At 61.8% G+C, this 20889-nt stretch carries 12 protein-coding genes; 6 read left to right on the top strand and 6 right to left on the bottom strand.

Going from position 1 to position 20889, the window contains the following annotated elements; translation table 11 throughout:
* Nucleotides 1-189 precede the first annotated feature (189 nt).
* Both ACTNBK_RS06415 and ACTNBK_RS06410 read left to right on the top strand, forming a co-directional pair.
* Complete coding sequence (locus ACTNBK_RS06415; RefSeq protein WP_441144603.1) at nucleotides 190-957, top strand: hypothetical protein; 768 nt, start codon at nucleotides 190-192, stop codon at nucleotides 955-957.
* 93 nt (nucleotides 958-1050) lie between these two features.
* A complete protein-coding gene (locus ACTNBK_RS06410; protein WP_441144601.1) occupies nucleotides 1051-2835 on the top strand; it encodes an ABC-F family ATP-binding cassette domain-containing protein in 1785 nt (594 codons plus the stop codon).
* Nucleotide 2836: 1 nt separating this feature from the next.
* On the opposite strand, the gene ACTNBK_RS06405 is transcribed toward ACTNBK_RS06410, so the two are convergent.
* On the bottom strand, nucleotides 2837-3637 hold the full coding sequence (locus tag ACTNBK_RS06405) for a cell wall hydrolase (protein WP_441144599.1): 801 nt from the start codon (nucleotides 3635-3637) through the stop codon (nucleotides 2837-2839).
* Nucleotides 3638-3859: 222 nt separating this feature from the next.
* On the opposite strand from ACTNBK_RS06405, the gene ACTNBK_RS06400 reads away from it, so the two are divergent.
* Complete coding sequence (locus ACTNBK_RS06400; protein ID WP_294515589.1) at nucleotides 3860-4285, top strand: serine proteinase; 426 nt, start codon at nucleotides 3860-3862, stop codon at nucleotides 4283-4285.
* 56 nt (nucleotides 4286-4341) lie between these two features.
* Here ACTNBK_RS06400 and ACTNBK_RS06395 read toward each other — a convergent pair whose 3' ends face one another.
* From ACTNBK_RS06395 to ACTNBK_RS06375, 5 genes are all read right to left on the bottom strand, one after another.
* Nucleotides 4342-5235 carry a DMT family transporter gene (locus ACTNBK_RS06395; protein WP_441144598.1) on the bottom strand — a complete coding sequence of 298 codons (894 nt, stop codon included), beginning with the start codon at nucleotides 5233-5235 and terminating at the stop codon, nucleotides 4342-4344.
* Nucleotides 5236-5352: 117 nt separating this feature from the next.
* On the bottom strand, nucleotides 5353-6234 hold the full coding sequence (locus ACTNBK_RS06390; protein WP_441144596.1) for a C40 family peptidase: 882 nt from the start codon (nucleotides 6232-6234) through the stop codon (nucleotides 5353-5355).
* Between the two features lie 54 nt (nucleotides 6235-6288).
* Nucleotides 6289-6579 carry a hypothetical protein gene (locus ACTNBK_RS06385; protein WP_441144594.1) on the bottom strand — a complete coding sequence of 97 codons (291 nt, stop codon included), beginning with the start codon at nucleotides 6577-6579 and terminating at the stop codon, nucleotides 6289-6291.
* A 233-nt stretch (nucleotides 6580-6812) separates the two neighbouring features.
* Entirely contained in the window at nucleotides 6813-10268 is a 3456-nt protein-coding gene (locus tag ACTNBK_RS06380) for an Ig-like domain-containing protein (protein ID WP_441144592.1), read from the bottom strand.
* Nucleotides 10269-10379: 111 nt separating this feature from the next.
* A complete protein-coding gene (locus ACTNBK_RS06375) occupies nucleotides 10380-11693 on the bottom strand; it encodes a conjugal transfer protein TraL (protein ID WP_441144590.1) in 1314 nt (437 codons plus the stop codon).
* 360 nt (nucleotides 11694-12053) lie between these two features.
* Here ACTNBK_RS06375 and rpoB point away from each other — a divergent pair, with 360 nt between their 5' ends.
* The 3 genes from rpoB (at nucleotide 12054) to ACTNBK_RS06360 (ending at nucleotide 20764) form a co-directional block, all read left to right on the top strand.
* Nucleotides 12054-15773, top strand: a complete 3720-nt coding sequence (rpoB, locus tag ACTNBK_RS06370) for a DNA-directed RNA polymerase subunit beta (protein ID WP_441144609.1) — start codon at nucleotides 12054-12056, stop codon at nucleotides 15771-15773.
* 21 nt (nucleotides 15774-15794) lie between these two features.
* Nucleotides 15795-19586 carry a DNA-directed RNA polymerase subunit beta' gene (gene rpoC, locus ACTNBK_RS06365; protein WP_441144588.1) on the top strand — a complete coding sequence of 1264 codons (3792 nt, stop codon included), beginning with the start codon at nucleotides 15795-15797 and terminating at the stop codon, nucleotides 19584-19586.
* Nucleotides 19587-19726: 140 nt separating this feature from the next.
* A complete protein-coding gene (locus ACTNBK_RS06360) occupies nucleotides 19727-20764 on the top strand; it encodes a LacI family DNA-binding transcriptional regulator (protein WP_441144586.1) in 1038 nt (345 codons plus the stop codon).
* The last annotated feature ends 125 nt before the right edge of the window (nucleotides 20765-20889 follow it).

Genomic DNA, 20889 nt, shown 5'->3' with positions numbered 1-20889 from the left:
GCAGATAAATAATGGCTATTTTGCACTGAAATCACCTTAACCAAGCGCAAATGGCGGCTAATACATTGAGTAGAAACAGGATAAAGGCTTTTATTCAGAGGTTCCCTAGCACTCACCATCGGCACGCTTTTCCCAAGAGCCTGGCATGAGTCGGGCCGGTTCGAGCAAAGCCTCCTCACCGAGGCCACCTTGGAGACCATGACCCTGGACACCGGGGAGACGGTGCTGGTGCCGGAGCAAACCCCGGCGGAGCTGGAGGGAACGGCGCTGGCGGAGTTGTCCTCCATTGGCTTCGGAGAGAACGGCCGTCTCCACATCCAGCTCCGCTGTGAGGAAAAGGGCATCCATGTCCCCAGCTCCACCTTCTCTGCGGTGGTGGATAGCCGGAGCGCGGGAGAGACGGTGGAGAGCAGGGAACGCTACTTCCGGTATGTGCGGGACAGTGTAGAGGTCCGTTTCCAGCGGGACGGGGTATGGTATGTGGACCGGTGCTATCAGATCACCCCGGAGGATCTTCCTGATCTCATTGTGGGTCAGGTGTCTATCCAGGCGGTGGATGGCCCGGCGGTGGAGGGGAACTGGACCCTTACCATCCCTCTGGAGGACGTACCCCACCGGTCTGTCCAGCTAGAGGAGACCATTGGCGGGCTCACCATCCGGAATCTGGATATCACTGCCTTGGGACTGTCTGCGGAATGCGTGTCCGCAGACGGGACGAGCCTCAAATATCCCCCGGCGCTCTTCCTGGCGGACGGCACCATATGCGAGGCGCTCATATCGGACGGCACCGTCTATCTGGGCTCTGGAGATGGTCCGGAGGACTATACGTATAGTCGGTGGGATCTACAGGACCCCATCGACCCGGAGCAGGTGGTGGGGGTGTCCTTCGGCCTGTGGTATATCCCCATTGATGGGGAGACCGCCGGGCCGGGCTACTGGCTGGATACCCGCCCGTAATAATGCATACCCCCGGCCTCACGGCCGGGGGGTTCCTATTTTGGGGGAAATCGTGTATACTGGAGGGCAGATCCACAAAAGAGAGGGAACTGTATGCTGCTTTCGGCGGAACACATCACAAAGACCTACGGGACGCGGTCCGTGCTGGACGACGTGTCCCTCTACCTGGAGCCCGGCCAGAAGTTGGGGGTCATCGGCGTCAACGGCACGGGAAAGAGCACCCTGCTGCGCATCCTGGCGGGGGCGGAGGAGCCCGACAGCGGCTCGGTGACTCGGGACCCCAACGTGCGCCTGGACTACCTGCCCCAGCTCCCCGACTTCGACCCGGCCAACACTGTGCTGGAGCAGGTCTTTGCCGGCCTCTCCGACGAGGCCCGGGCGGTGGCCGAGTACGAGGCCAAGACCATTCTCACCCGGCTGGGGGTGCCCATGTTCGACCAGCCGGTGGGGCAGCTCTCCGGCGGCCAGCGCAAGCGGGTGGCCCTGTGCGCCGCCCTGGTCAGCGGCTGCGACGTCCTCATCCTGGACGAGCCCACCAACCACCTGGACAGCGGCATGGTGGCCTGGCTGGAGGACTATCTCCGCGCTTTCAAGGGCGCCCTGGTCATGGTCACCCACGACCGCTACTTCCTGGAACGGGTCACCCAGCGCCTGGTGGAGGTGGAGCGGGGCAAGCTCACCTTCTACGAGGGCAACTATGACAAGTACCTGGAGCGGAAGGCCCAGCGGGAGGAGATGGCCCAGGCCAGCGAGCGCAAGCGGCAGTCCATTCTCCGCCGGGAGCTCCAGTGGGTGATGCAGGGGCCCACCGCCCGGGGCACCAAGAGCCGGGAACGGCTGGAGCGGTACGAGGCCCTGAAGGAGCAGAAGGGCCCGGAGGAGAAGGCCGCCATGGAAATCACCGCCCTCTCCTCCCGGCTGGGCAAAAAGACCATCTCCCTCCAGCATGTGTTTAAGGCCTTCAGGGAGCGGACTGTCCTCCGCGACTTCAGCCTGGAGCTGCTGCGGGACGACCGCATCGGCGTGGTGGGAGTCAACGGCAGCGGCAAGTCCACCCTCCTCAACCTCATCGCCGGGCGGCTGACCCCCGACAGCGGCACCATCGAGGTGGGGGAGACGGTGCGCATCGGCTACTTCTGCCAGGAGACACCCATCCTGGACCCGGAGCAGCGGGTCATCGACTATGTGAAAGACATTGGAGACAGCATCCAGACCCGGGAGGGGAAAGTCACCGCCTCCCAGCTCCTGGAGCAGTTCCTTTTCCCAAAGGATGAGCAGTGGGCACCCATCGGCCGACTATCCGGAGGGGAGAAACGCCGGCTTTTTCTCCTCTCTGTATTGGCTGCGGCCCCCAATGTGCTGCTACTGGACGAGCCCACCAACGACCTGGACATTCAGACGCTCACCATTCTGGAGGACTATCTCGAAAGCTTCCCCGGCGCCGTTATCGCCGTCTCCCACGACCGCTACTTCCTGGACAAGACGGCAAACCGCCTGCTGGAGGTGGGACCGGAGGGCGTAGTTACCGAGTATGTGGGCAACTACACCGACTACCTGGCCGCCCGTCAGGAGAGGGACAAAGAGAAGGAAAAGGCCCGGAAGGCCGCTCCGGAGAAAAAGGAGGAGCGGCCCACGGGCCAGAAGAAGCTGCGCTTCAGCTACAAGGAGCAGCGGGAGTTCGAGACCATCGACGACGACATCGCCGCCCTGGAGGGGGAAATCGCCGCAGTCAAGGACGAAGCGGAGGCCAAGGCCAGCGACTACGTGGCACTTCAAGAGCTCCAATCCAAACAGGAGGCCCTGGAGGCCGCTTTGGAAGAGAAAATGGACCGCTGGGTCTACCTCAACGACCTGGCCGAACGCATCGCCAACCAGTGAGTCAGCGATAGAACCAGTGGCCGCCGATGGTGGCCACATAGTCCCGGTTGGCCATGATCCAGTGGTTGCTGGCCAGAGAGGGAGCCAGGAAGTAGAGACTGTCCCCCACCACATCGGCCCCTTCCAGCACCAGCTTGGCGGCGATGACGCTCTCCTGGGTGGGTGCGTTGTAAACAGTGCCGTTTTGGACCGGCTCGAACTGTCCGCCCCAGCGGCTGTCGAAGATGACGCCGTAGATGGTGTCGGGAAACTCGGCGTGGTCCACCCGGTTGAGGATCACGTTCCCCACTGCCAGCTTGCCGGTGAGGGGCTCCCCCCGACTCTCGGCGGAGATGATGCGGGAGAGCCAGTAGAGGGAATTGGCGTCATAGACATCCTCGCCGGTCAGAATAACGCCGCTGCCGGAGGTGACGGTCACCTCACCGGTGACACTGTTCCAGTCCACGTCGGCGCCCAGGGCTTCGGCCAGCACCCTCACCGGCACCAGGGTGCGGCCATTCTCCAGCAGCACTCCCTGTGGAATGTAGAGGGCCCGGCCATTGACCTCCAGATAGAGGGCGCCGGGTTGGGCGGTGAGGAAGAAATCCTGTCCCTCCGCTGAAGCCCGGTCGCCGGTCCAGAGGATGAGGGCATCGGGCTGAAGAGCTTGCGTCACCGCCCGGAGGGAGACATAGGTGGTGTTGCTGCGGACGGTGGCGGCGGCCTCCACCGCCTGGCCGTCCACAGTCACGGTCCCGGCTGCCAGTGCCGGGGTAAGGGTCAGAGAGAGGCTCAGAGCCAGACTCAGAAATAGACGTTTCATGATGGGGTCCTCCTGAAAAGTTGTAACCAAATTGTAACTAATTTTCCCCGTCGGGGCAAGGCACAATCTTTTCCAGGGCTGGAAAGCGGGGATCATTCCTGTACCCCACTTTGCAAATTGATTAAAATTCGGTTAATTCGGGAAGGATGCACTTGCGCGGCTGTGTTCCCCGGTATAGAATAAGGCCAGAAGCCCAAAGCAAAATGAACAGGAGGTTTTTTCATGACTTCTTTTGACGACCTGAAGGCGAAAGCGCTGGATCTGGCGCAGGCGGGCGCGGCCAAGGCCAAGGAGCTCACCGACATCGCCAAGCTGAACATTGCCAACTCCGCCGAGGAGGACACCATTCGTAAGGCCTATATTGACCTGGGCAAGCTCTACTACGCCGAGCGGGGCATGGCTCCCGAGGGCGCCTATGTGACCCTGTGTGAGAAGATCACCGCCGCCAAGCAGCGGCTGGAGGAGAACAAGGCCAAGATCGCCGAGATCAAGCGGGCCGGCAACATCAACGACGACGATGTGGCTGCCTACACCTGCGACTGCGGCTGCGGCTGTAGCTGCGAGGATGAGACCGTGGAGGCCCCCGCTGAGGAGCCCATCGTAGTGGAGCCTCTGGCCGATGAAAAGACCGACGACGAAACTGTCTGAATGGGAACGTAAAATGCCCGCCTCGCATGAGGCGGGCATTTTTTATGTGCGTCCCTTCACTGCCGCTGGGACAGCCGCAGGCCCAGGAGGATGAGGACAATGGCCCCCAATGCCTGGGGCAGGACGGGCTCGTCCAGGATAAGGGCAGAGGCAATCAGCGTAATGACTGGGGTGAGATAGATGTAGACATTGGTGGCTACGGTGCCGATGAGGGCCATGGCCCGGTTCCAGCAGACAAAGCACAGGGCAGAGGCGGCCAGACCCAAGTAGAGGATGTGGAAGATCATCATGGGCTGGTCGAAGAAGGGGGATAGAGAGAGGGACGGCCGCAGGACGGGGAAAAGGGGAAGCATGGTGAGGATGCCGTAGAAAAAGACCTTCCGGGTGGCCTGAAGCTGAGTGAGGCCCTGGCTGCCGGCGGTCTCTAGACACACCCCATAGAGTCCCCAGCACAGGGCGGCACCCAGGGTAAGGAGGTTACCCAGAGGATTCAGATCCAACCCCTCTCCACCTGCCAGGGAGATGAGGGCGATACCGCTCATGGCGATGAGAAAGCCCAAAAAGAACGTGGGGCGGGGGCGGCCCGTTCGCCGGAAGGCCCACAGCAGCAGGGCGGAAAACATGGGAGCCGCCGAGATAATGATGCCCACGTTGGAGGCCAGGGTGTACTCCAGAGCGGTGTTCTCCAGAATAAAGTAGAGGGTGAGACCAGTAATGCCAGCACCGATGAAGGGGAGTTCTCCCCGTAGACTTTTGGGGAGGATGGGATGGGGGGAGAGGAGAAAAAGGACCACCCAGGCGATGAGGAAGCGGAAGGTCATGATCTCCAGGGGGGTGAAGGCCGCCAGCAGCAGCTTGGAGGAGATAAAGGTAGTCCCCCAGACCACTGTGACGAAAAGGGCCATGCCGTGGCCCAGCAGCCGGCCGTGGGCGGGATCGGATCGAACCATGGGGAGCCTCCTCTGCCGGCTGTGCCGGCAATTTCTCAAAACGGTAAAAACCGTGCGGGAGGAGAGCCTCCCGCACGGTAGAGATCAGATGGAATTATTCGGGATGGAGGGACTAGGTCACAGGATCCGGCGGGCGTAGACAAAGACATTGGCGTAGTGGCCGGTGTTCATCTGATCGATCTGCACCATATAGCGGTTGGTGGAGGCGTGGATGAACTCACCGTTGCCGATGTAGATGCCCACGTGGGAGACGGGCTTGCTGGTGTTATACTTGAAGAAAACCAGATCGCCGGGCTGCAGCTCATCGCAGCTGATGGAGACGCCATTCTGGAGCTGGTCGGTAGCGGTGCGGTTGAGGGAGTAGCCGAACTGAGCGTAGATGTACTTGGTGAAGCCAGAGCAGTCAAAGCTGCTGGGGCCGTTGCCGCCCAGGACGTAGGGGGTGCCCAGATACTGCTTGGCCAGGGCCACGATCTGATCGCCCAGCGCAGAGGAGGTGCTGGTGGCGGGCTCGGTGGTGATGGTGATGTAGTCACTGCTGACGTAACCGGTGTTGCCGGCGTATGTAACCTTGTACCAGCCCTCGTAGATACCCTCCAGCTCCAGGACTGTGCCGCTGGGGATGGAGCACAGGGAGTCGAAGGAGGTACTGGCACCTGCCCGCATGTTCAGGGTGGAACCGTCGGCGTCCACCTTGCCATAGCCCAGGTCGGTCTCAGCCTTGGTGGCCACGTCCAGGTAATCGCTGGACATGTAGCCCTCCACGGAGTTGTAGTTGACCTTGTACCAGCCGTCCTCAGCCTCATCCAGAACGACCACGTTGGTGCCGCTGGAAACGGTAGCCAGGATCTCGCCTTCTGCGGCGGGGGTAGAGCGGAGCCGAAGCGCGTCGGCCGTAACGGTACCGGCGCCCAGGGTGGCGGCGGAGGCACCGATGGTGCACATGGCGGTGAGAACGGTGCCCAGCAGGGCGGCGCGCAGCAGGCGAGAATGTATCATTGGTATGACCCCTCCATCAAGAATCTCTTTGGTGCGGATAACGTACGGTTTGCCTTACTTATTGGACAGGGAGCGGGCCAGCCAGACGGAAGCCACATCCATAGCGGCATACAGGCTGTCCTTTTCCGTCTTCTTGACCACGCGGTCCCGGCTCTTGAGGTCGGGATCGGTGAGCTGGAGCTGAACGGCCACGCGGGTGGCCACATCCAGGTCGTCCACCTTCTTGGTGTCCATCACCTGGAGCATGATGATGTATTTGTCGGCCATGCTGCCGTAGTAGATCAGGTTGTCCTTGCGGCGCAGGGGGTGACCTTTATAGGTCAGTGGGATCTTTTCTTCGGCCATTATGTGCCTCCTAAGGATTTCTTAAAAATTGTAACCAAATTGTAACACAATGTCACCGACTCGTCAACCCCGGAAAAAGCGGGAAATTGTGAATAAACTGTAAAGCGATGGGGAAGCGGGGAAGTTGGACGTGGACAAATGCACAAAAAGGTCCCCGCTCCCGCGGTGATCGCGGGAGCGGGGACCTTGTCATATAAGTCGGCCCATAGGAGAGAATGGGCCAAAAGCTGCGGTTACAGGGTGAGTACCCGGTGGAGGATGACGGCCATCTCGGCCCGGGTCAGGGAGCCCTTGGGATTGAGGCGGCCGTTGGCGTCGCCCTGAATGATGCCGGCCTGGGCCAGGGAGGCCACGGAATCCTGGGCGTAGGAGGAGGTGCTGCCGCCGTCGGGGAAGCGGTTGAGGTAGGCGGCGGAGGCGGAGGCGATGGTCCGGCCGGTCCGGCTGAGGGTCCGGTAGAGGAAGACCATGGCGTCCTCGCGGGTAAGGGGAGCGGTGGGATTGAAGCGCCCGTCGTCGGAGCCCTGAGCGATGCCCAGGGCTTTGGCCACGGCGATGGCCTGGGCGTAGTAGCTGTTGGAGGGCACGTCCTTGAAGCCATCGGTGGTGTTGGCAGTGAGGTTGAAAGCGCGGTAGAGCATCAGGACGAAGTCGCCCCGGGTGATGCTCAGAGAGGGGCCGTAGGTGGTGGCACTGGTGCCGGTGGTGACGCCGCCGGCGTAGAGGAAGTCAACCGAGGCGGCGGCCCAGCTGTGGCTGCCCATGTCGGAGAAGTACTGGGAAGTGGTGGAGGGGGTAATGGAGATGCTCACCTGGCCGTTAAATGTGTTCCCGGTGCTGTCCGTACCAGTATAGGTGATAGTGGTGGTCCCGATGTAGCTGGACTTGGGAACGAAGGTGACGTTGGAGATGGAGCTACTGCCGGAGGTGGCGAAAGAGATGGAAGAGGAGACCTGGCCGCCATATTTGCTGGGGCTTTCATAGCCGTAGTAGAGCTTGCCGGTATTGGAGACGGGGGAGTTGAACCGGACGGATACCAGGGAGCCGCCGCCCCGGGTAGCACAGGCGCTGATGAAGTCGTTGGCCTGGAAGGTCACAGGGGTGGAGCCGGTGGAGTAGCGGATCATTGCGGCCTCTTTGGGGGCGTTGCAGGTGATGACGACGGTGCCGGAGATGCTGTCTCCGTCGGTGCTCCGACCGGTGAAGGGGATCTCTACGGTACCGGTGAAGTTGGAGGCGGGGACGAAGGAGAGGTCGTCCAGCTTGGGGGCGGCGGAACGGTAATAGGAGGTATTGCCGTTGACCGTCTTTTCGCCGCTCTGGCCACGCTGGTAATAGAGCACGCCCTTGGAGGAGCTGGGCGGGGTGAAGCGGACATAGTCCAGGTTGTACTCGGTGGCGTTCTTGCAGTAGTCGTTGAAGTCGCTGGCCCGGAAGCTCACAGAGGTACCGGAGTCAACGGTGTAGGGGATGGTCTCCACGCTGGCGCTCCCCACCCGGATCTTGAGGGTGCCGGAGAACTTGTCGCCGTTGGTGCTCAGGCCGGTGAAGGAGACGGAGACCACGCCGGAGTAACCGCTCTTGGGGGCAAAGGTCACGTCGTCCAGCTTGGGGGAGGAGGAGCGGTAATATTTGTCCGAGGAGGAGATCTCCTTCTCATAGCGGCTTTCACCATAGCGGTAATAGAAGATGCCCTTGGAGGAGGAGGGGGGCGTGAGCTGGACATAGTCCATGTTGTAGCCGGTCTCATCCTTGCAGTAGTTGTTGAAGTCGGCGTCGTCCAGGGTGACCGTCTTGCCCTCGGCCACGGTGTAGGAGATGGTGGTCCCGCTCTTGCGGACGGTGATCTTCACGCTGCCGGAGAAGGTGTCCCGGGCGTTGCTGCGGCCGGTGTAGGAGATGGTGAAGGAGCCGGTGTAGTCCTTGGCAGGAACAAAGGTGACGTTGCTCAGATAGGGGGAGTCGTTGTAGTAGCACTTGGTGGAGGTGGAGAGTTTGTCCTCGTTCTTTCCGCCGTAATCCAGATACAGAGTGCCCTTGGAGGAGCTCACTGAGCCGAAGGTCACGTAGTCCAGGGAGGACCCGGTGATCTTTTTGCACATGTTGTTAAAGTCGCTGTCCTTGAAGGTGACGGACTCGTTTTTGCCGGTCTCGTAGGAGATGTCGCCGGAAGGGGCGGTGAGCTTGATCTGTACGGTGCCGTTGTAGGTCTTGCCGGCGCTGTCCCAGCCAGTGTAAGTAAAGGTGGCGGTGTCCCCGCTGTTGCCGTCGGGCACAAAGGTGATTCTGGAAATCGGCTTGCTGACGCTGTTGGAATAGGAGTAGGCGTTGGAGGTGGAGATCTTGGCGCCACCGTTCTCTGTATAATCAAAGTAGAGGGTGCCCTTGGAGGAGTTCTGGTCAAACTTTACATAGTCCAGAGCGTTGCCATACACCCCGGCGCACACGTTGTAAAAGTCGCTGGGATTCAGGGTCAGGGTCTTGTCCAGCGCCACGGAGTAGTTGATAACGGATACGGTCCCCTGGGTGACGGTGACGGTGCAGTTAGCGGTCTTGCCACCGTCGGCGGTGGTGACCTGAATGGTGGCGGTGCCGACGGCCTTGCCGGTGACCTTGCCGTTCTGGTCCACGGTGGCGATGTTTTCATGGAGTGACTTCCAGGTCACGGCTTTGTTGGTAGCGTTGGTGGGCTGCACCGTGGCGGTGAGCTGGAGGGTACCGTTGATGCCCACCGTGCCGGAGGTGGGAGAGACGGTCACGCCGGTGACCGGGACGTTGCCTTGGTTCACAGTGACGGTGCAGGGATTGGAGACTTTTCCGTCGATAGTGACGGTGACGGTGGCGATGCCAGCGGCCTTAGCGGTGATTTTACCGGTAGAGGGATCCACAGAAGCGATATTGGAGGCATTGCTGTACCAGCTTACACTCTTGGGCTTTGCATCACTGGGGGTGATAGCCGGAGCAAGTGTGGACTCCTGCCCCACGGTGAGAGACAACGTGCTGGGAATGGTAACGCTCTCCACCGGCTTTTCCACCGGGGTGGGGTCAGTGATATCAATTTCACAAGTGCCTTTTTTGGAAGGATCTGCTTTGGAGGTAGCGGTAATCGTGACCTTTCCTGCCGACACGGCGGTCACTGTTGAGCCATCAAATCGGACAATGTTATCGGGAGAAGCAGACCAATCTACGTCCTGACTGACCTCACCACCACTGGAACTGACAGTGGCGGAAAGCACACAGTTCTCACCCACTTTTAAATCTTTGTAGCCGTTGATGGTCACGCTGTCCACCGTCGGAGCGGGTGCGGTAATCTTGATATTACAGGTGGCAGATTTATCCCCCACCTTTGCGGTAACGATAACAGAGTCGGTGGCTTTCAGGGCCTTAATTTCTGCAATGTAGTTATTCTCTCCGGAGGAAGTCAGAGAGACAAACTCGCTCTTATAATCCCATTCTACATTTTTTTCAGACGTGGTATCTGATGGTTCATAGCTTACTTGCAGTTCAACAGTGCCATCAACCTCGAGCGAGTAGGAAGAGTGGTTGAGAGAAATGTTGGTGAGGGTCTTGTCGTCTTGAGCAGACGGTCCATCAGGACCTTCCGCCGCCCATGCGGTGGGCAGCATGGTAAAAATCATGGCCAGGGTCAGAAGCGCCGAGAGAATCCGGGCGCGTGAGCGTGTTTTCATCATAAAAGACTCCTTCCAAACTCTGTTTTGCTTGGTGTGCGCTCATCTATATCATACATCGATTTTAGACGGAGAAATGTGACAAAGGTTTCAAAAAATTCTTACAAATTTCTAAGGAATTTCGTTAGAAGGGCAATAGACCTCTGAAGCAAGGGAGATGAGGGCCAAAAGAAGGGCGCATAGCAGCAGAAGAGAACCCAACCCCATGGGGAAGGCGTAGCGCAGGAGCAGGTAGGCGTGGTAGGCCCCCAGGGAGGCGATCTGGGTGAGGACGGCGGGCAGGATGCCCCGACGGTCAACGCAGGCCCAGGTCAGGGTGAGAACGTCGGCCAGGAAGAAGTAGCGGTCGTGCATGTGGGGCAGGAGGAGGGGGATGCCGATGGCAAAGACCACCCCCGCCAGAAAGACGGCCCGGCGGGATAGGTCCTTCCGGCGGAGGAGCAGCCAGCCCAGCACCCCCAGCACCAGGACAAAGGCGGCCAGGATGCCCACCCGGGCGGCGAGGGCAACGTTGACCGGCATGTCAGAGGGAATCAGGGCGTAGAGGGAGGGGGCATTGAGGGTGAGGTAGGCGCTGTACTCGGCGGCCTGGCCGAAATAGACCCCCAGCACGTCCCCCAGAGGCTTGCCCAGGGCCAGGGCGGGGAGGACGGAGAGCACACAGGCGGCGGGGAACCACAGCAGGTGCCGGAACCGGGTGCGCCCGGACATCCACAGCACCGCCCACACGGGCAGGAGAAAGACGGTCTGGAGCTTGCAGGCGAAGGCCAGTCCCGCCAGGAAGGCGGAGGAACGGGGCCGCCCTTCCAGACCGGCGGCCAGGCCGTGGAGGCACAGGGCGCCGTAGATAGCGTCGCACTGGGACCAGGCCGCGCCGTTTAATACCACCGTGGGCAGCAGCAGGAGCAGGCAGAAGGCGGCGGCGCCCCGGCACTGGTCTCCGGGGATCAGGGCCCGCACCAGTCGGCAGCCGCCCCAGGCCAGTATCACATCAAAGAGGATGGAGAAGAGCTTGATGAGGTAGAGGTCGTAGATGGGCAGGTAGGAGATGGCGGCCAAAAAATAGAGGTATGGGGCTGTATAGTTCCCCTTGGGGAGAGCCACCGCCGCCCAGCCGCCGTTTTCCCGGAAAAAGGCGGCCCAGTCTGAGAGAAAGGTCACATAGTCGTCGGTGACGTGGTCCAGGAGCAGGGTGCGGAGCAGTAGGGCCAGCCCCAACGGTACGATGGCAAGGAATACCGTCTCCCACCGCCGGCAGCACAGGAAGAGAAGCCCGGCTGACAACAGGAAAAGGAGGACCAGGGTGGCCATGACAAAGGACTGTGAAGGGGCATGGGAGAGGGCTGCCACCCGGGCCAGGGCACACAGCAGCAGAGCCGTGCCGCCGCTCAGACAATACCGGGAAAGGGGATTGAGATGGGACATGAAAAAACCTCCTGGTATGAAAAAAAGTTCGGATCACTCCGAACTTTCCAGGCAAAAGACTTGACGTGGGAAAAACTGCATGGTATACTTAAATGCTCTCGTGTGACTGCCACCATTTTGAGAGACCCTCCCACGGTGGGTCAAGTATAACAGTTTTGGTGGATATGCGCAAGAGGAAAGCACAAACAAAGCAACAACGCCGCCGCGTGTATCGAGCATGGCGGGAGCGGCGTTTTTGGCCAATTCCACGGGAAGCGGCCTGTGCAGCCATGAGAAAACAGCCGAAAGCCGCTGCTTTTGGCGCCGAATGCGAGAAAACGGAGTGTGATTTTCGGAATGGTCAACGACAACCTGAACGGCATGGTCAAGGACGTCTATTACGGCAAGACCCTGCGCAAGAGCTATGCCCGCCACCAGGAGATTCTGGAGATGCCCTACCTGCTGGACGTCCAGAAGCATTCCTACCAGTGGTTCCTGGACACCGGCCTGCGGGAAGTCTTCAAGGACGTGGCCGCCATCACGGACTACGCGGGCAACCTGGAGCTGAGCTTCATCGACTACACCATGGATGAAGCCCCCAAGTACAACGTGGAGGAGTGCAAGGCCCGGGATGCCACGTACGCCGCTCCCATCAAGGTCCGTGTGCGCCTGCGCAACAAGGAGACCGAGGAGATCAAGGAGCAGGAGATCTTCATGGGCGACTTCCCGCTGATGACCAACGCCGGCACCTTTGTCATCAACGGCGCTGAGCGTGTCATCGTCTCCCAGATCGTCCGTTCCCCCGGCGTCTACTTCGCCAAGAACGAGGATAAGGCGGGTAACGTCACCTTCGGCACCACCGTCATCCCCTACCGCGGCGCCTGGCTGGAGTACGAGACCGATCTCTCCGACATCTTCTATGTCCGCATCGACAAGAACCGCAAGCTGCCCATTACCTGCCTCATCCGCGCGGTGGGTCCCCGCACCGATGCCGAGATCATCGACATGTTCGGCGAGGATGCCCGCATCCTGGCCACAATGGAGAAGGACACCTGCAAGACCCGGGAGGACGCCCTCCTGGAGATCTACCGCAAGCTGCGTCCCGGCGAGCCCCCCACGGTGGACTCCGCCGAGAGCCTCCTCAACGCCCTCTTCTTTGATCCCCGCCGGTATGACCTGTCCGCCGTGGGCCGCTACAAGTTCAACAAGAAGCTGGCCATCTGGTCCCGCCTGAGCGGCCAGAAGCTGGCCCTGCCCATCGCCGACCCCATGACCGGCGAGATCATCGCCGAGGCCGGCGAGGTCCTGACCCGGGAGCGGGCCCAGGCCATCGAGGCCAAGGGTGTCAACGAGGCCGTCATCGATCTGGAGGGCACCCTGGTGCGGGTCTTCTCCAACAGCATGGTGGACGCCAAGGGCTTCCTGCCCTTCGACCCCGAGGAATGCGGCATCACCGAGAAGGTCTATTTCCCCCTCCTCCGGGAGCTGCTGGAGCAGTACGCCGGGGATGAGGAGGGCCTGAAAGAGGCCGTGAAGGACCGGGTGGACGACCTGGTGCCCAAGCACATCTTTGTGGAGGACATCATGTCCTCCATCAACTACCTCAACTGCCTGGCCAACGGTGTGGGCACCCACGACGACATCGACCACCTGGGCAACCGCCGCCTGCGCTGCGTGGGCGAGCTGCTCCAGAACCAGTTCCGCATCGGCTTCAGCCGTATGGAGCGTGTCATCCGGGAGCGCATGACCATCCAGGATCTGGACATCGTCACTCCCCAGTCCCTTATTAACATCCGGCCTGTCACCGCCGCCATCAAGGAGTTCTTCGGCTCCTCCCCCCTGAGCCAGTTTATGGACCAGACCAACCCCCTGGCCGAGCTGACCCACAAGCGCCGTATGTCCGCTCTGGGCCCCGGCGGTCTGTCCCGTGACCGTGCCTCCTTCGACGTCCGTGATATTCACTACTCTCACTACGGACGTCTGTGCCCCATCGAGACCCCCGAAGGTCCCAACATCGGCCTGATTTCCTACCTGGCCTCCTACGCCCGCATCAACCGGTACGGCTTCATTGAGGCCCCCTACCGGAAGATCGACAAGGCCACCGGTCGGGTCACCGATGAGATCGAGTATATGACTGCCGACATCGAGGACGAGTACACCATCGCCCAGGCCACCGAGCCCGTGGACGAGAACGGCTTCCTCCTCAACGCCCGTATCACCTGCCGTCACCGCAATGAGGTCATTGAGGTGGACCGGGAGCAGGTGGACTATATCGACGTCTCCCCCAAGATGATGGTGTCCATCGCTACCGCCATGATCCCCTTCCTGGAGAACGACGACGCCAACCGTGCCCTGATGGGCGCCAACATGCAGCGTCAGGCTGTGCCCCTGCTGACCACCGAGGCCCCCATTGTGGCCACCGGCCAGGAGCACAAGAACTGCATCGACTCCGAGATTGTCATTCTGGCCGAGGGCCCCGGTGAGGTCACCAAGGTTTCCGCCCAGTATATCACCGTCCGCTACGACGAGGGCCGTGTGGTGGAGTACAAGCTCACCAAGTTCATGCGCTCCAACCACGGCACCTGCATCAACCAGCGGCCCATCGTCAGCGTGGGTCAGCGGGTGGAGAAGGGCGACGTCCTGGTGGACGGCCCCTCCACCTCCAACGGCGAGATCGCCCTGGGCAAGAACATCCTCATGGGCTTCATGACCTGGGAAGGCTACAACTACGAGGACGCCATCCTGCTCAACGAGCGTATGGTCAAGGAGGACGTCTTTACCTCCATCCACATCGAGGAGTACGAGACCGAGTCCCGCGACACCAAGCTGGGGCCCGAGGAGATCACCCGCGACATTCCCAACGTGGGCGAGGACGCCCTGAAGGACCTGGACGAGCGCGGCATCATCCGCGTGGGCGCCGAGGTCCACGCCGGCGACATCCTGGTGGGCAAGGTCACTCCCAAGGGCGAGACCGACCTCACCGCTGAGGAGCGCCTGCTGCGGGCCATCTTTGGTGAGAAGGCCCGCGAGGTCCGTGACACCTCCCTGAAGGTGCCCCACGGCGAGAGCGGCATCATCGTGGACGTGAAGGTCTTCACCCGCGAGGCCGGCGACGAGCTGTCCCCCGGCGTCAACGAGGTGGTCCGTGTCTATATTGCCCAGAAGCGTAAGATCTCCGTAGGCGACAAGATGGCCGGCCGTCACGGCAACAAGGGTGTCGTGTCCCGGATCATGCCCCAGGAGGATATGCCCTTCCTGCCCGACGGCACCCCCCTGGACATCGTGCTGAACCCCCTGGGCGTGCCTTCCCGTATGAACATCGGTCAGGTGCTGGAGGTCCACTTGGGTTACGCCGCCCAAGCCCTGGGCTGGAAGGTAGCCACCCCCATCTTCAACGGCGCCAACGAGCCCGAGATCGCCGCCACCCTCCAGGCCGCCGGCCTGGCCGAGGACGGCAAGAGCTGGCTCTACGACGGCCGTACCGGCGAGCGGTTCGATAACCGCGTCACTGTGGGTTACGTCTACTTCCTCAAGCTCCACCACCTGGTGGATGATAAGATCCACGCCCGTTCCACCGGCCCCTACTCCCTGGTCACCCAGCAGCCTCTGGGCGGCAAGGCCCAGTTCGGCGGCCAGCGCTTCGGCGAGATGGAGGTGTGGGCTCTGGAGGCCTACGGCGCTGCCTACACCCTCCAGGAGATCCTCACCGTCAAGTCCGACGACGTCACCGGCCGTGTCCGCACCTACGAGGCTATCGTCAAGGGCCACAACGTGCCCAAGCCCGGTGTGCCCGAGTCCTTCAAGGTTCTGGTCAAGGAGCTCCAGGCCCTCTGCCTGGACATCCAGGTCCTGGACCACGACGGCAACGAGATCGAGCTCAAGGATGACGACGAGGACAACTACCAGCCCGACCGCATCCGGGACGACGACGACTTCTACGGCTACAACGCCGGTGGGGAGTCCGATTTCGCCGCCGCCGGCTTCACCCTCAAGGAGGGCAGCGACGACGATGACCTGGCGGCCTCCGACAGCGATGACGACGGCCTGGAGTTTGAAGAGGGAGAAATCTCTCTCGACGGCGACCAGGACGATATGGAATAAGAAAGGGAGGACGATAGAATTATGAGCTACGCTGAGTTTGACGCCATCCGAATTGGCATCGCCTCCCCGGAGCAGATCCTGGAGTGGTCCTACGGCGAGGTCCTCAAGCCGGAGACCATCAACTACCGCACCCTGAAGCCCGAGCGGGACGGCCTGTTCTGCGAGAAGATCTTCGGGCCCACCAAGGACTGGGAGTGCCACTGCGGCAAGTACAAGAAGATCCGTTACAAGGGCAAGATCTGCGACCGCTGCGGCGTGGAGGTCACCCGGGCCAAGGTCCGCCGTGAGCGCATGGGCCACATCCAACTGGCCGCCCCCGTGTCCCACATCTGGTACTTCAAGGGCATCCCCTCCCGGATGGGCCTGCTGCTGGACATCAGCCCCCGCATCCTGGAAAAGGTGCTCTACTTCGCCGCCTATATTGTCACTGACCCCGGCTTCTCTCCTCTGGCCAAGAACCAGATCCTCACCGAGAAGGAATACCGGGACATGCGGGAGAAGTACGAGGACGACTTTGAGGCCGCCATGGGCGCCGAGGCCGTGAAGAAGCTCCTTCAGGACATCAACCTGGAAGAGCTCTCGGAGCAGCTCCGTGCCGAGCTCAAGGACGCCTCCGGCCAGAAAAAGGCCCGCATCGTCAAGCGCCTGGAGGTGGTGGACGCCTTCCGCATCTCCGGCAACAAGCCCGAGTGGATGATTATCGATGTGCTGCCCGTCATTCCCCCTGAGCTGCGCCCCATGGTGCAGCTGGACGGCGGCCGCTTCGCCACCTCTGACCTCAACGACCTCTACCGCCGGGTCATCAACCGCAACAACCGCCTCAAGCGCCTCATCCAGCTCAACGCCCCCGACATCATCGTCCGGAACGAGAAGCGGATGCTCCAGGAGGCGGTGGATGCCCTCATCGACAACGGCCGCCGCGGCCGTGCCGTCACCGGCGCCAACAACCGTGCCCTCAAGTCCCTCTCCGACATGCTGAAAGGCAAGCAGGGCCGTTTCCGTCAGAACCTGCTGGGTAAGCGCGTGGACTACTCCGGTCGTTCCGTTATCGTGGTCGGCCCTGAAATGAAGATCTACCAGTGCGGCCTGCCCAAGGAGATGGCCATCGAGCTCTTCCGGCCCTTCGTCATGAAGAAGCTGGTGGAGGACGGCCTGGCCAACAACATCAAGTCCGCCAAGAAGATGGTGGACAAGGGCCGTCCCGAGGTGTGGGACGCCCTGGACTTCGTCATCAAGGAGCACCCCGTGATGCTCAACCGTGCGCCTACGCTGCACCGTCTGGGCATCCAGGCCTTCGAGCCCGTCCTGGTGGAGGGCCGCGCCATCAAGCTGCACCCCCTGGTGTGTACCGCCTTCAACGCCGACTTCGACGGCGACCAGATGGCCGTCCACGTGCCTCTGTCCGCCGAGGCCCAGGCTGAGGCCCGCATCCTGATGCTCTCCGCCAACAACCTGCTGCGTCCCCAGGACGGTGGCCCCGTCACCGTGCCCACCCAGGACATGGTGCTGGGTTCCTACTACCTCACCTATGAGAAGTACGAGGACCATGACTTCGCCTACGAGGACGTGGCTGCCGTGAAGGCCGCCCTGGCCGAGGGCACCGTCCAGCCCGACGACAAGGTGTGGGTGAAGCACCCCGGTTCCCTGGACGACATCCCCACCTACGCCGGCATCTGCGCCGACACCCCCGACGGAGAGCTGCCCCGTGAGATCTACCGGGTGTACTCCGACGATGGGGAGGCCCGTCTGGCCTATGACGAGGGCGAGCTGGATCTGCATATGCCCATCCTGGTCCGCCGCTCCATGGAGGTGGACGGCGAGACCCGCCACAAGCTGGTCCGCACCACTGTGGGCCGCCTGATCTTCAACGAGGGCATCCCCCAGGATCTGGACTTTGTGGACCGCACCGATCCTGAGACCATGTTCGATCCCGAGATCAACTTCATCACCGGTAAGAAGCAGCTGGGAAAGATCATTGACAAGTGCATTACCAAGCACGGCTTCACCGTTTCCGCCACCGTGTTGGACACCATCAAGGCCCGGGGCTATAAGTTCTCCACCCGGGGCGCCCTGACCGTCTCCATCCACGACATGACCGTGCCTCCCCAGAAGCCTGAGCTCATTGCCGCCACCGAGAAGGAGATCGTAAAGATCGACCGCCAGTACAAGCGCGGCTTCCTGACCAACGACGAGCGGTATCGTCTGGTGGTTCAGGCCTGGGAAAAGACCACCAAGGACGTGACTGACGCCCTGATGAACGTGCTGGACCGGTACAATCCTATCTGGATGATGGCCGACTCCGGCGCCCGTGGTTCCACCGCCCAGATCCGTCAGCTGGCCGCCATGCGTGGCCTGATGGCCGATACCTCCGGCCGTACCATCGAGATCCCCATCAAATCCAACTTCCGTGAGGGCCTGTCCGTCCTGGAGTACTTCATCTCATCCAGAGGCGCCCGTAAGGGTATGGCCGATACCGCTCTGCGTACCGCCGACTCCGGTTACCTGACCCGCCGTCTGGTGGACGTGTCTCAGGAGGTCATCATCCGCGAGCACGACTGCGGCACCCGCGACGGCATCCTGGCCAGCGAGATCGTGGAGAACGGTCAGGTCATCGAGACCTTCGGCGAGCGCCTGAAGGGCCGCTATCCTGTGGAGGACATCTGCGATCCCAAGACCGGTGAGCTCCTCATCAGCCGGGACACCATGATGACCCCCGACGACGCCAAGCTCCTGGAGGACCACGGCATCCACTCTGTTATGATCCGCTCCGTGCTCACCTGCGAGTCCCGCAGCGGCGTGTGCTCCAAGTGCTATGGCATCAACCTGGCCATCGGCGAGACCGTGGGCGAGGGCGAGGCTGTTGGCATCATTGCCGCCCAGTCCATCGGTGAGCCCGGTACCCAGCTGACCATGCGTACCTTCCACACCGGCGGCGTGGCCGGCGGCGATATCACCCAGGGTCTTCCCCGTGTTGAGGAGCTCTTCGAGGCCCGCCGTCCCAAGAAGATGGCCCAGCTGGCCGAGATCAGCGGTAAGATCAGCATGGAGGATGCCAAGAAGGGCGGTATGGTCAACGTCAGCATCACAGCCAACGACGGTGAGGTGGTCACCTACACCCTGGCCTACAACTCCGGTATCCGGGTGAAGGAGGGCGACACCGTCCAGAAGGGCGACATGCTCACCGACGGTGCCCTGTACCCCGCCGATGTGCTGCGCATCCGCGGCATCCACGCCGTGTACGACTACCTCATCCAGGAAGTCCAGAAGCCCTACCGTCAGCAGGGCGTTGATATCAACGACAAGCACATCGAGGTCATCGCCCGTCAGATGATGCGGAAGGTCCGCGTGGAGGACGCCGGCGACTCCGACCTCCTCAGCGGCTCCACCATCGACCTCATTGAGTTCAAGGACGCCGAGCGCGCCGTCCAGGCCCGCATCGACGCCGGCGAGACCAACAATGGTCTGGAGCTGAAGCTCCCCGTGGCCACCCGCCTCATCATGGGTATCACCAAGGCCTCCCTGGCCACCGAGTCCTTCCTGTCCGCCGCCTCCTTCCAGGAGACCACCAAGGTCCTCACCGAGGCCGCCATCAAGGGTAAGGTGGACCACCTGCTGGGCCTGAAGGAGAACGTCATCATCGGTAAGCTCATCCCCGCCGGCTCCGGTCTGGCCCGGTATCGCCAGTTCGACTGGGATACCATGAGCCCCGACGACGAGCCCCCTGCCGAGCACCCTGTGGAGGCCGAGGAGGCCCCCGTGGAGGCTGACGAGGACGCCTCCGCCGAGAGTGACGACACCATCACCGTGGAATAAGGGCTGTTCTAAGCCTGTGAAGAGCACCGGCGCACAGATTTTTGTCTGTGCGCCGGTGCTTTTTTCCTTGCAAATATGAACGGCTGGAGCTAAAATATTTTTAGTAAAATTATCTTGAGCATTGGAAAGGAGGGGAGCCCATGGCCACCCTGAAGGAGCTCTCGGAGCGGACGGGGTATGCTCCGGCCACCATCTCCCGCATTCTCACTGGGGACCCGGGTCTTGCGGTGAGCCCGGAGGCCCGGAAGAAGGTGCTGGAGGAGGCGGGTAAGCTCAACTACGCCGCCACCAAATCCCGGCGGGGCCGGGCGCCCAAGACTCTCATGCGGGCGGCGGCGGCGGAGCGGCTGACCCCGGCCCAGCAGTTGGAGGACCCCTTCTACCTCTATCTCCGGGGCTATGTGGAGCAGGCTTGTCTGGATCAGCGCATCGCCTTTCAGTATTTGTCCAGAAGGGGGGAAGGTTTCGCTCCTCCGGAGGGAGCGGTGGACGGGGTGGTGGCCATCGGCCGCTTTCCTCTCCGGGAGGCCGAGGCCCTGGCGGCGGTGAGCCCCAACCTGGTCTTCCTCAACTCCTCTCCCGATGAGTCCCGGTTCGACTCAGTGGTCCTCAACTACGACCTGGGCATTCGGCTGGCGGTGGATTACCTGCTGGGGCTTGGACACCGGAGGGTGGGCTTTATCGGCCCCGCGCTCCGGCCTGACGACCGGGGGGAGCCGGCGCCAGAGGTCCGCCGGGAGCGGTTTATGGCCCATATGGCCGCCCACGGCCTGCTGGACCCCGCCTATCTGGTGGAGGCCCCTATGGATGCCCACTCCACCGCCGCCGCCATGGGCGCCTACCTGGCCTCCGGCGCCCCACGTCCCACCGCCTTCCTGGCCGCCAGCGAGGAGACCGCCCTGGGTGCCATCCGGGCCATCACCGAGGCGGGGCTCTCCATCCCCGGGGACCTCTCCCTGGTCTCCTTCAACGACACTCCTCTCTCCGCCCTGGTCACCCCCGCCCTCACCTCGGTGTCCACCCACGCCGAGGAGATGGGCCAGGCCGCTGTCCGACTCCTGGCGGAGCGAGCCGACCTCCCGAACAGGCCGCCGGTGCGTACCCTGCCGGTGAAGGTGGTGGTGCCCCCCTCCCTGGTGGTTCGGGAGAGTGCCGCCCCTCCGTCAGAATGCCCATAAGAGACCGGGTGCAACTGTGCGCTCTGACAAAGTTGAATTTTTAGTAAAAATTCAACTTGCTATTTGATCTCGGTATGGATATACTGGAATTACCAGAGGAAATGTGGAAAGGAAGGCGCATCAGA

This window comes from Intestinimonas sp. HCP28S3_D6, from assembly GCF_052065695.1.
In the GTDB taxonomy this organism is placed as follows: Bacteria; Bacillota; Clostridia; order Oscillospirales; family Oscillospiraceae; genus Intestinimonas.
Note: the sequence above shows the minus strand (reverse complement) of the source record. Positions and strands in the feature narration are given on the sequence as shown.

What these genes read in the sequence shown, in the direction of transcription:
- ACTNBK_RS06405 (WP_441144599.1), bottom strand. Translation starts at nt 3,637, where the DNA reads ATGAAACGTCTATTTCTGAGTCTGGCTCTGAGCCTCTCTCTGACCCTT.
- ACTNBK_RS06375 (WP_441144590.1), bottom strand. Translation starts at nt 11,693, where the DNA reads ATGTCCCATCTCAATCCCCTTTCCCGGTATTGTCTGAGCGGCGGCACG.
- rpoB (WP_441144609.1), top strand. Translation starts at nt 12,054, where the DNA reads ATGGTCAAGGACGTCTATTACGGCAAGACCCTGCGCAAGAGCTATGCC.
- ACTNBK_RS06395 (WP_441144598.1), bottom strand. Translation starts at nt 5,235, where the DNA reads ATGGTTCGATCCGATCCCGCCCACGGCCGGCTGCTGGGCCACGGCATG.
- ACTNBK_RS06400 (WP_294515589.1), top strand. Translation starts at nt 3,860, where the DNA reads ATGACTTCTTTTGACGACCTGAAGGCGAAAGCGCTGGATCTGGCGCAG.
- ACTNBK_RS06390 (WP_441144596.1), bottom strand. Translation starts at nt 6,234, where the DNA reads ATGATACATTCTCGCCTGCTGCGCGCCGCCCTGCTGGGCACCGTTCTC.
- rpoC (WP_441144588.1), top strand. Translation starts at nt 15,795, where the DNA reads ATGAGCTACGCTGAGTTTGACGCCATCCGAATTGGCATCGCCTCCCCG.
- ACTNBK_RS06410 (WP_441144601.1), top strand. Translation starts at nt 1,051, where the DNA reads ATGCTGCTTTCGGCGGAACACATCACAAAGACCTACGGGACGCGGTCC.
- ACTNBK_RS06360 (WP_441144586.1), top strand. Translation starts at nt 19,727, where the DNA reads ATGGCCACCCTGAAGGAGCTCTCGGAGCGGACGGGGTATGCTCCGGCC.
- ACTNBK_RS06385 (WP_441144594.1), bottom strand. Translation starts at nt 6,579, where the DNA reads ATGGCCGAAGAAAAGATCCCACTGACCTATAAAGGTCACCCCCTGCGC.
- ACTNBK_RS06380 (WP_441144592.1), bottom strand. Translation starts at nt 10,268, where the DNA reads ATGAAAACACGCTCACGCGCCCGGATTCTCTCGGCGCTTCTGACCCTG.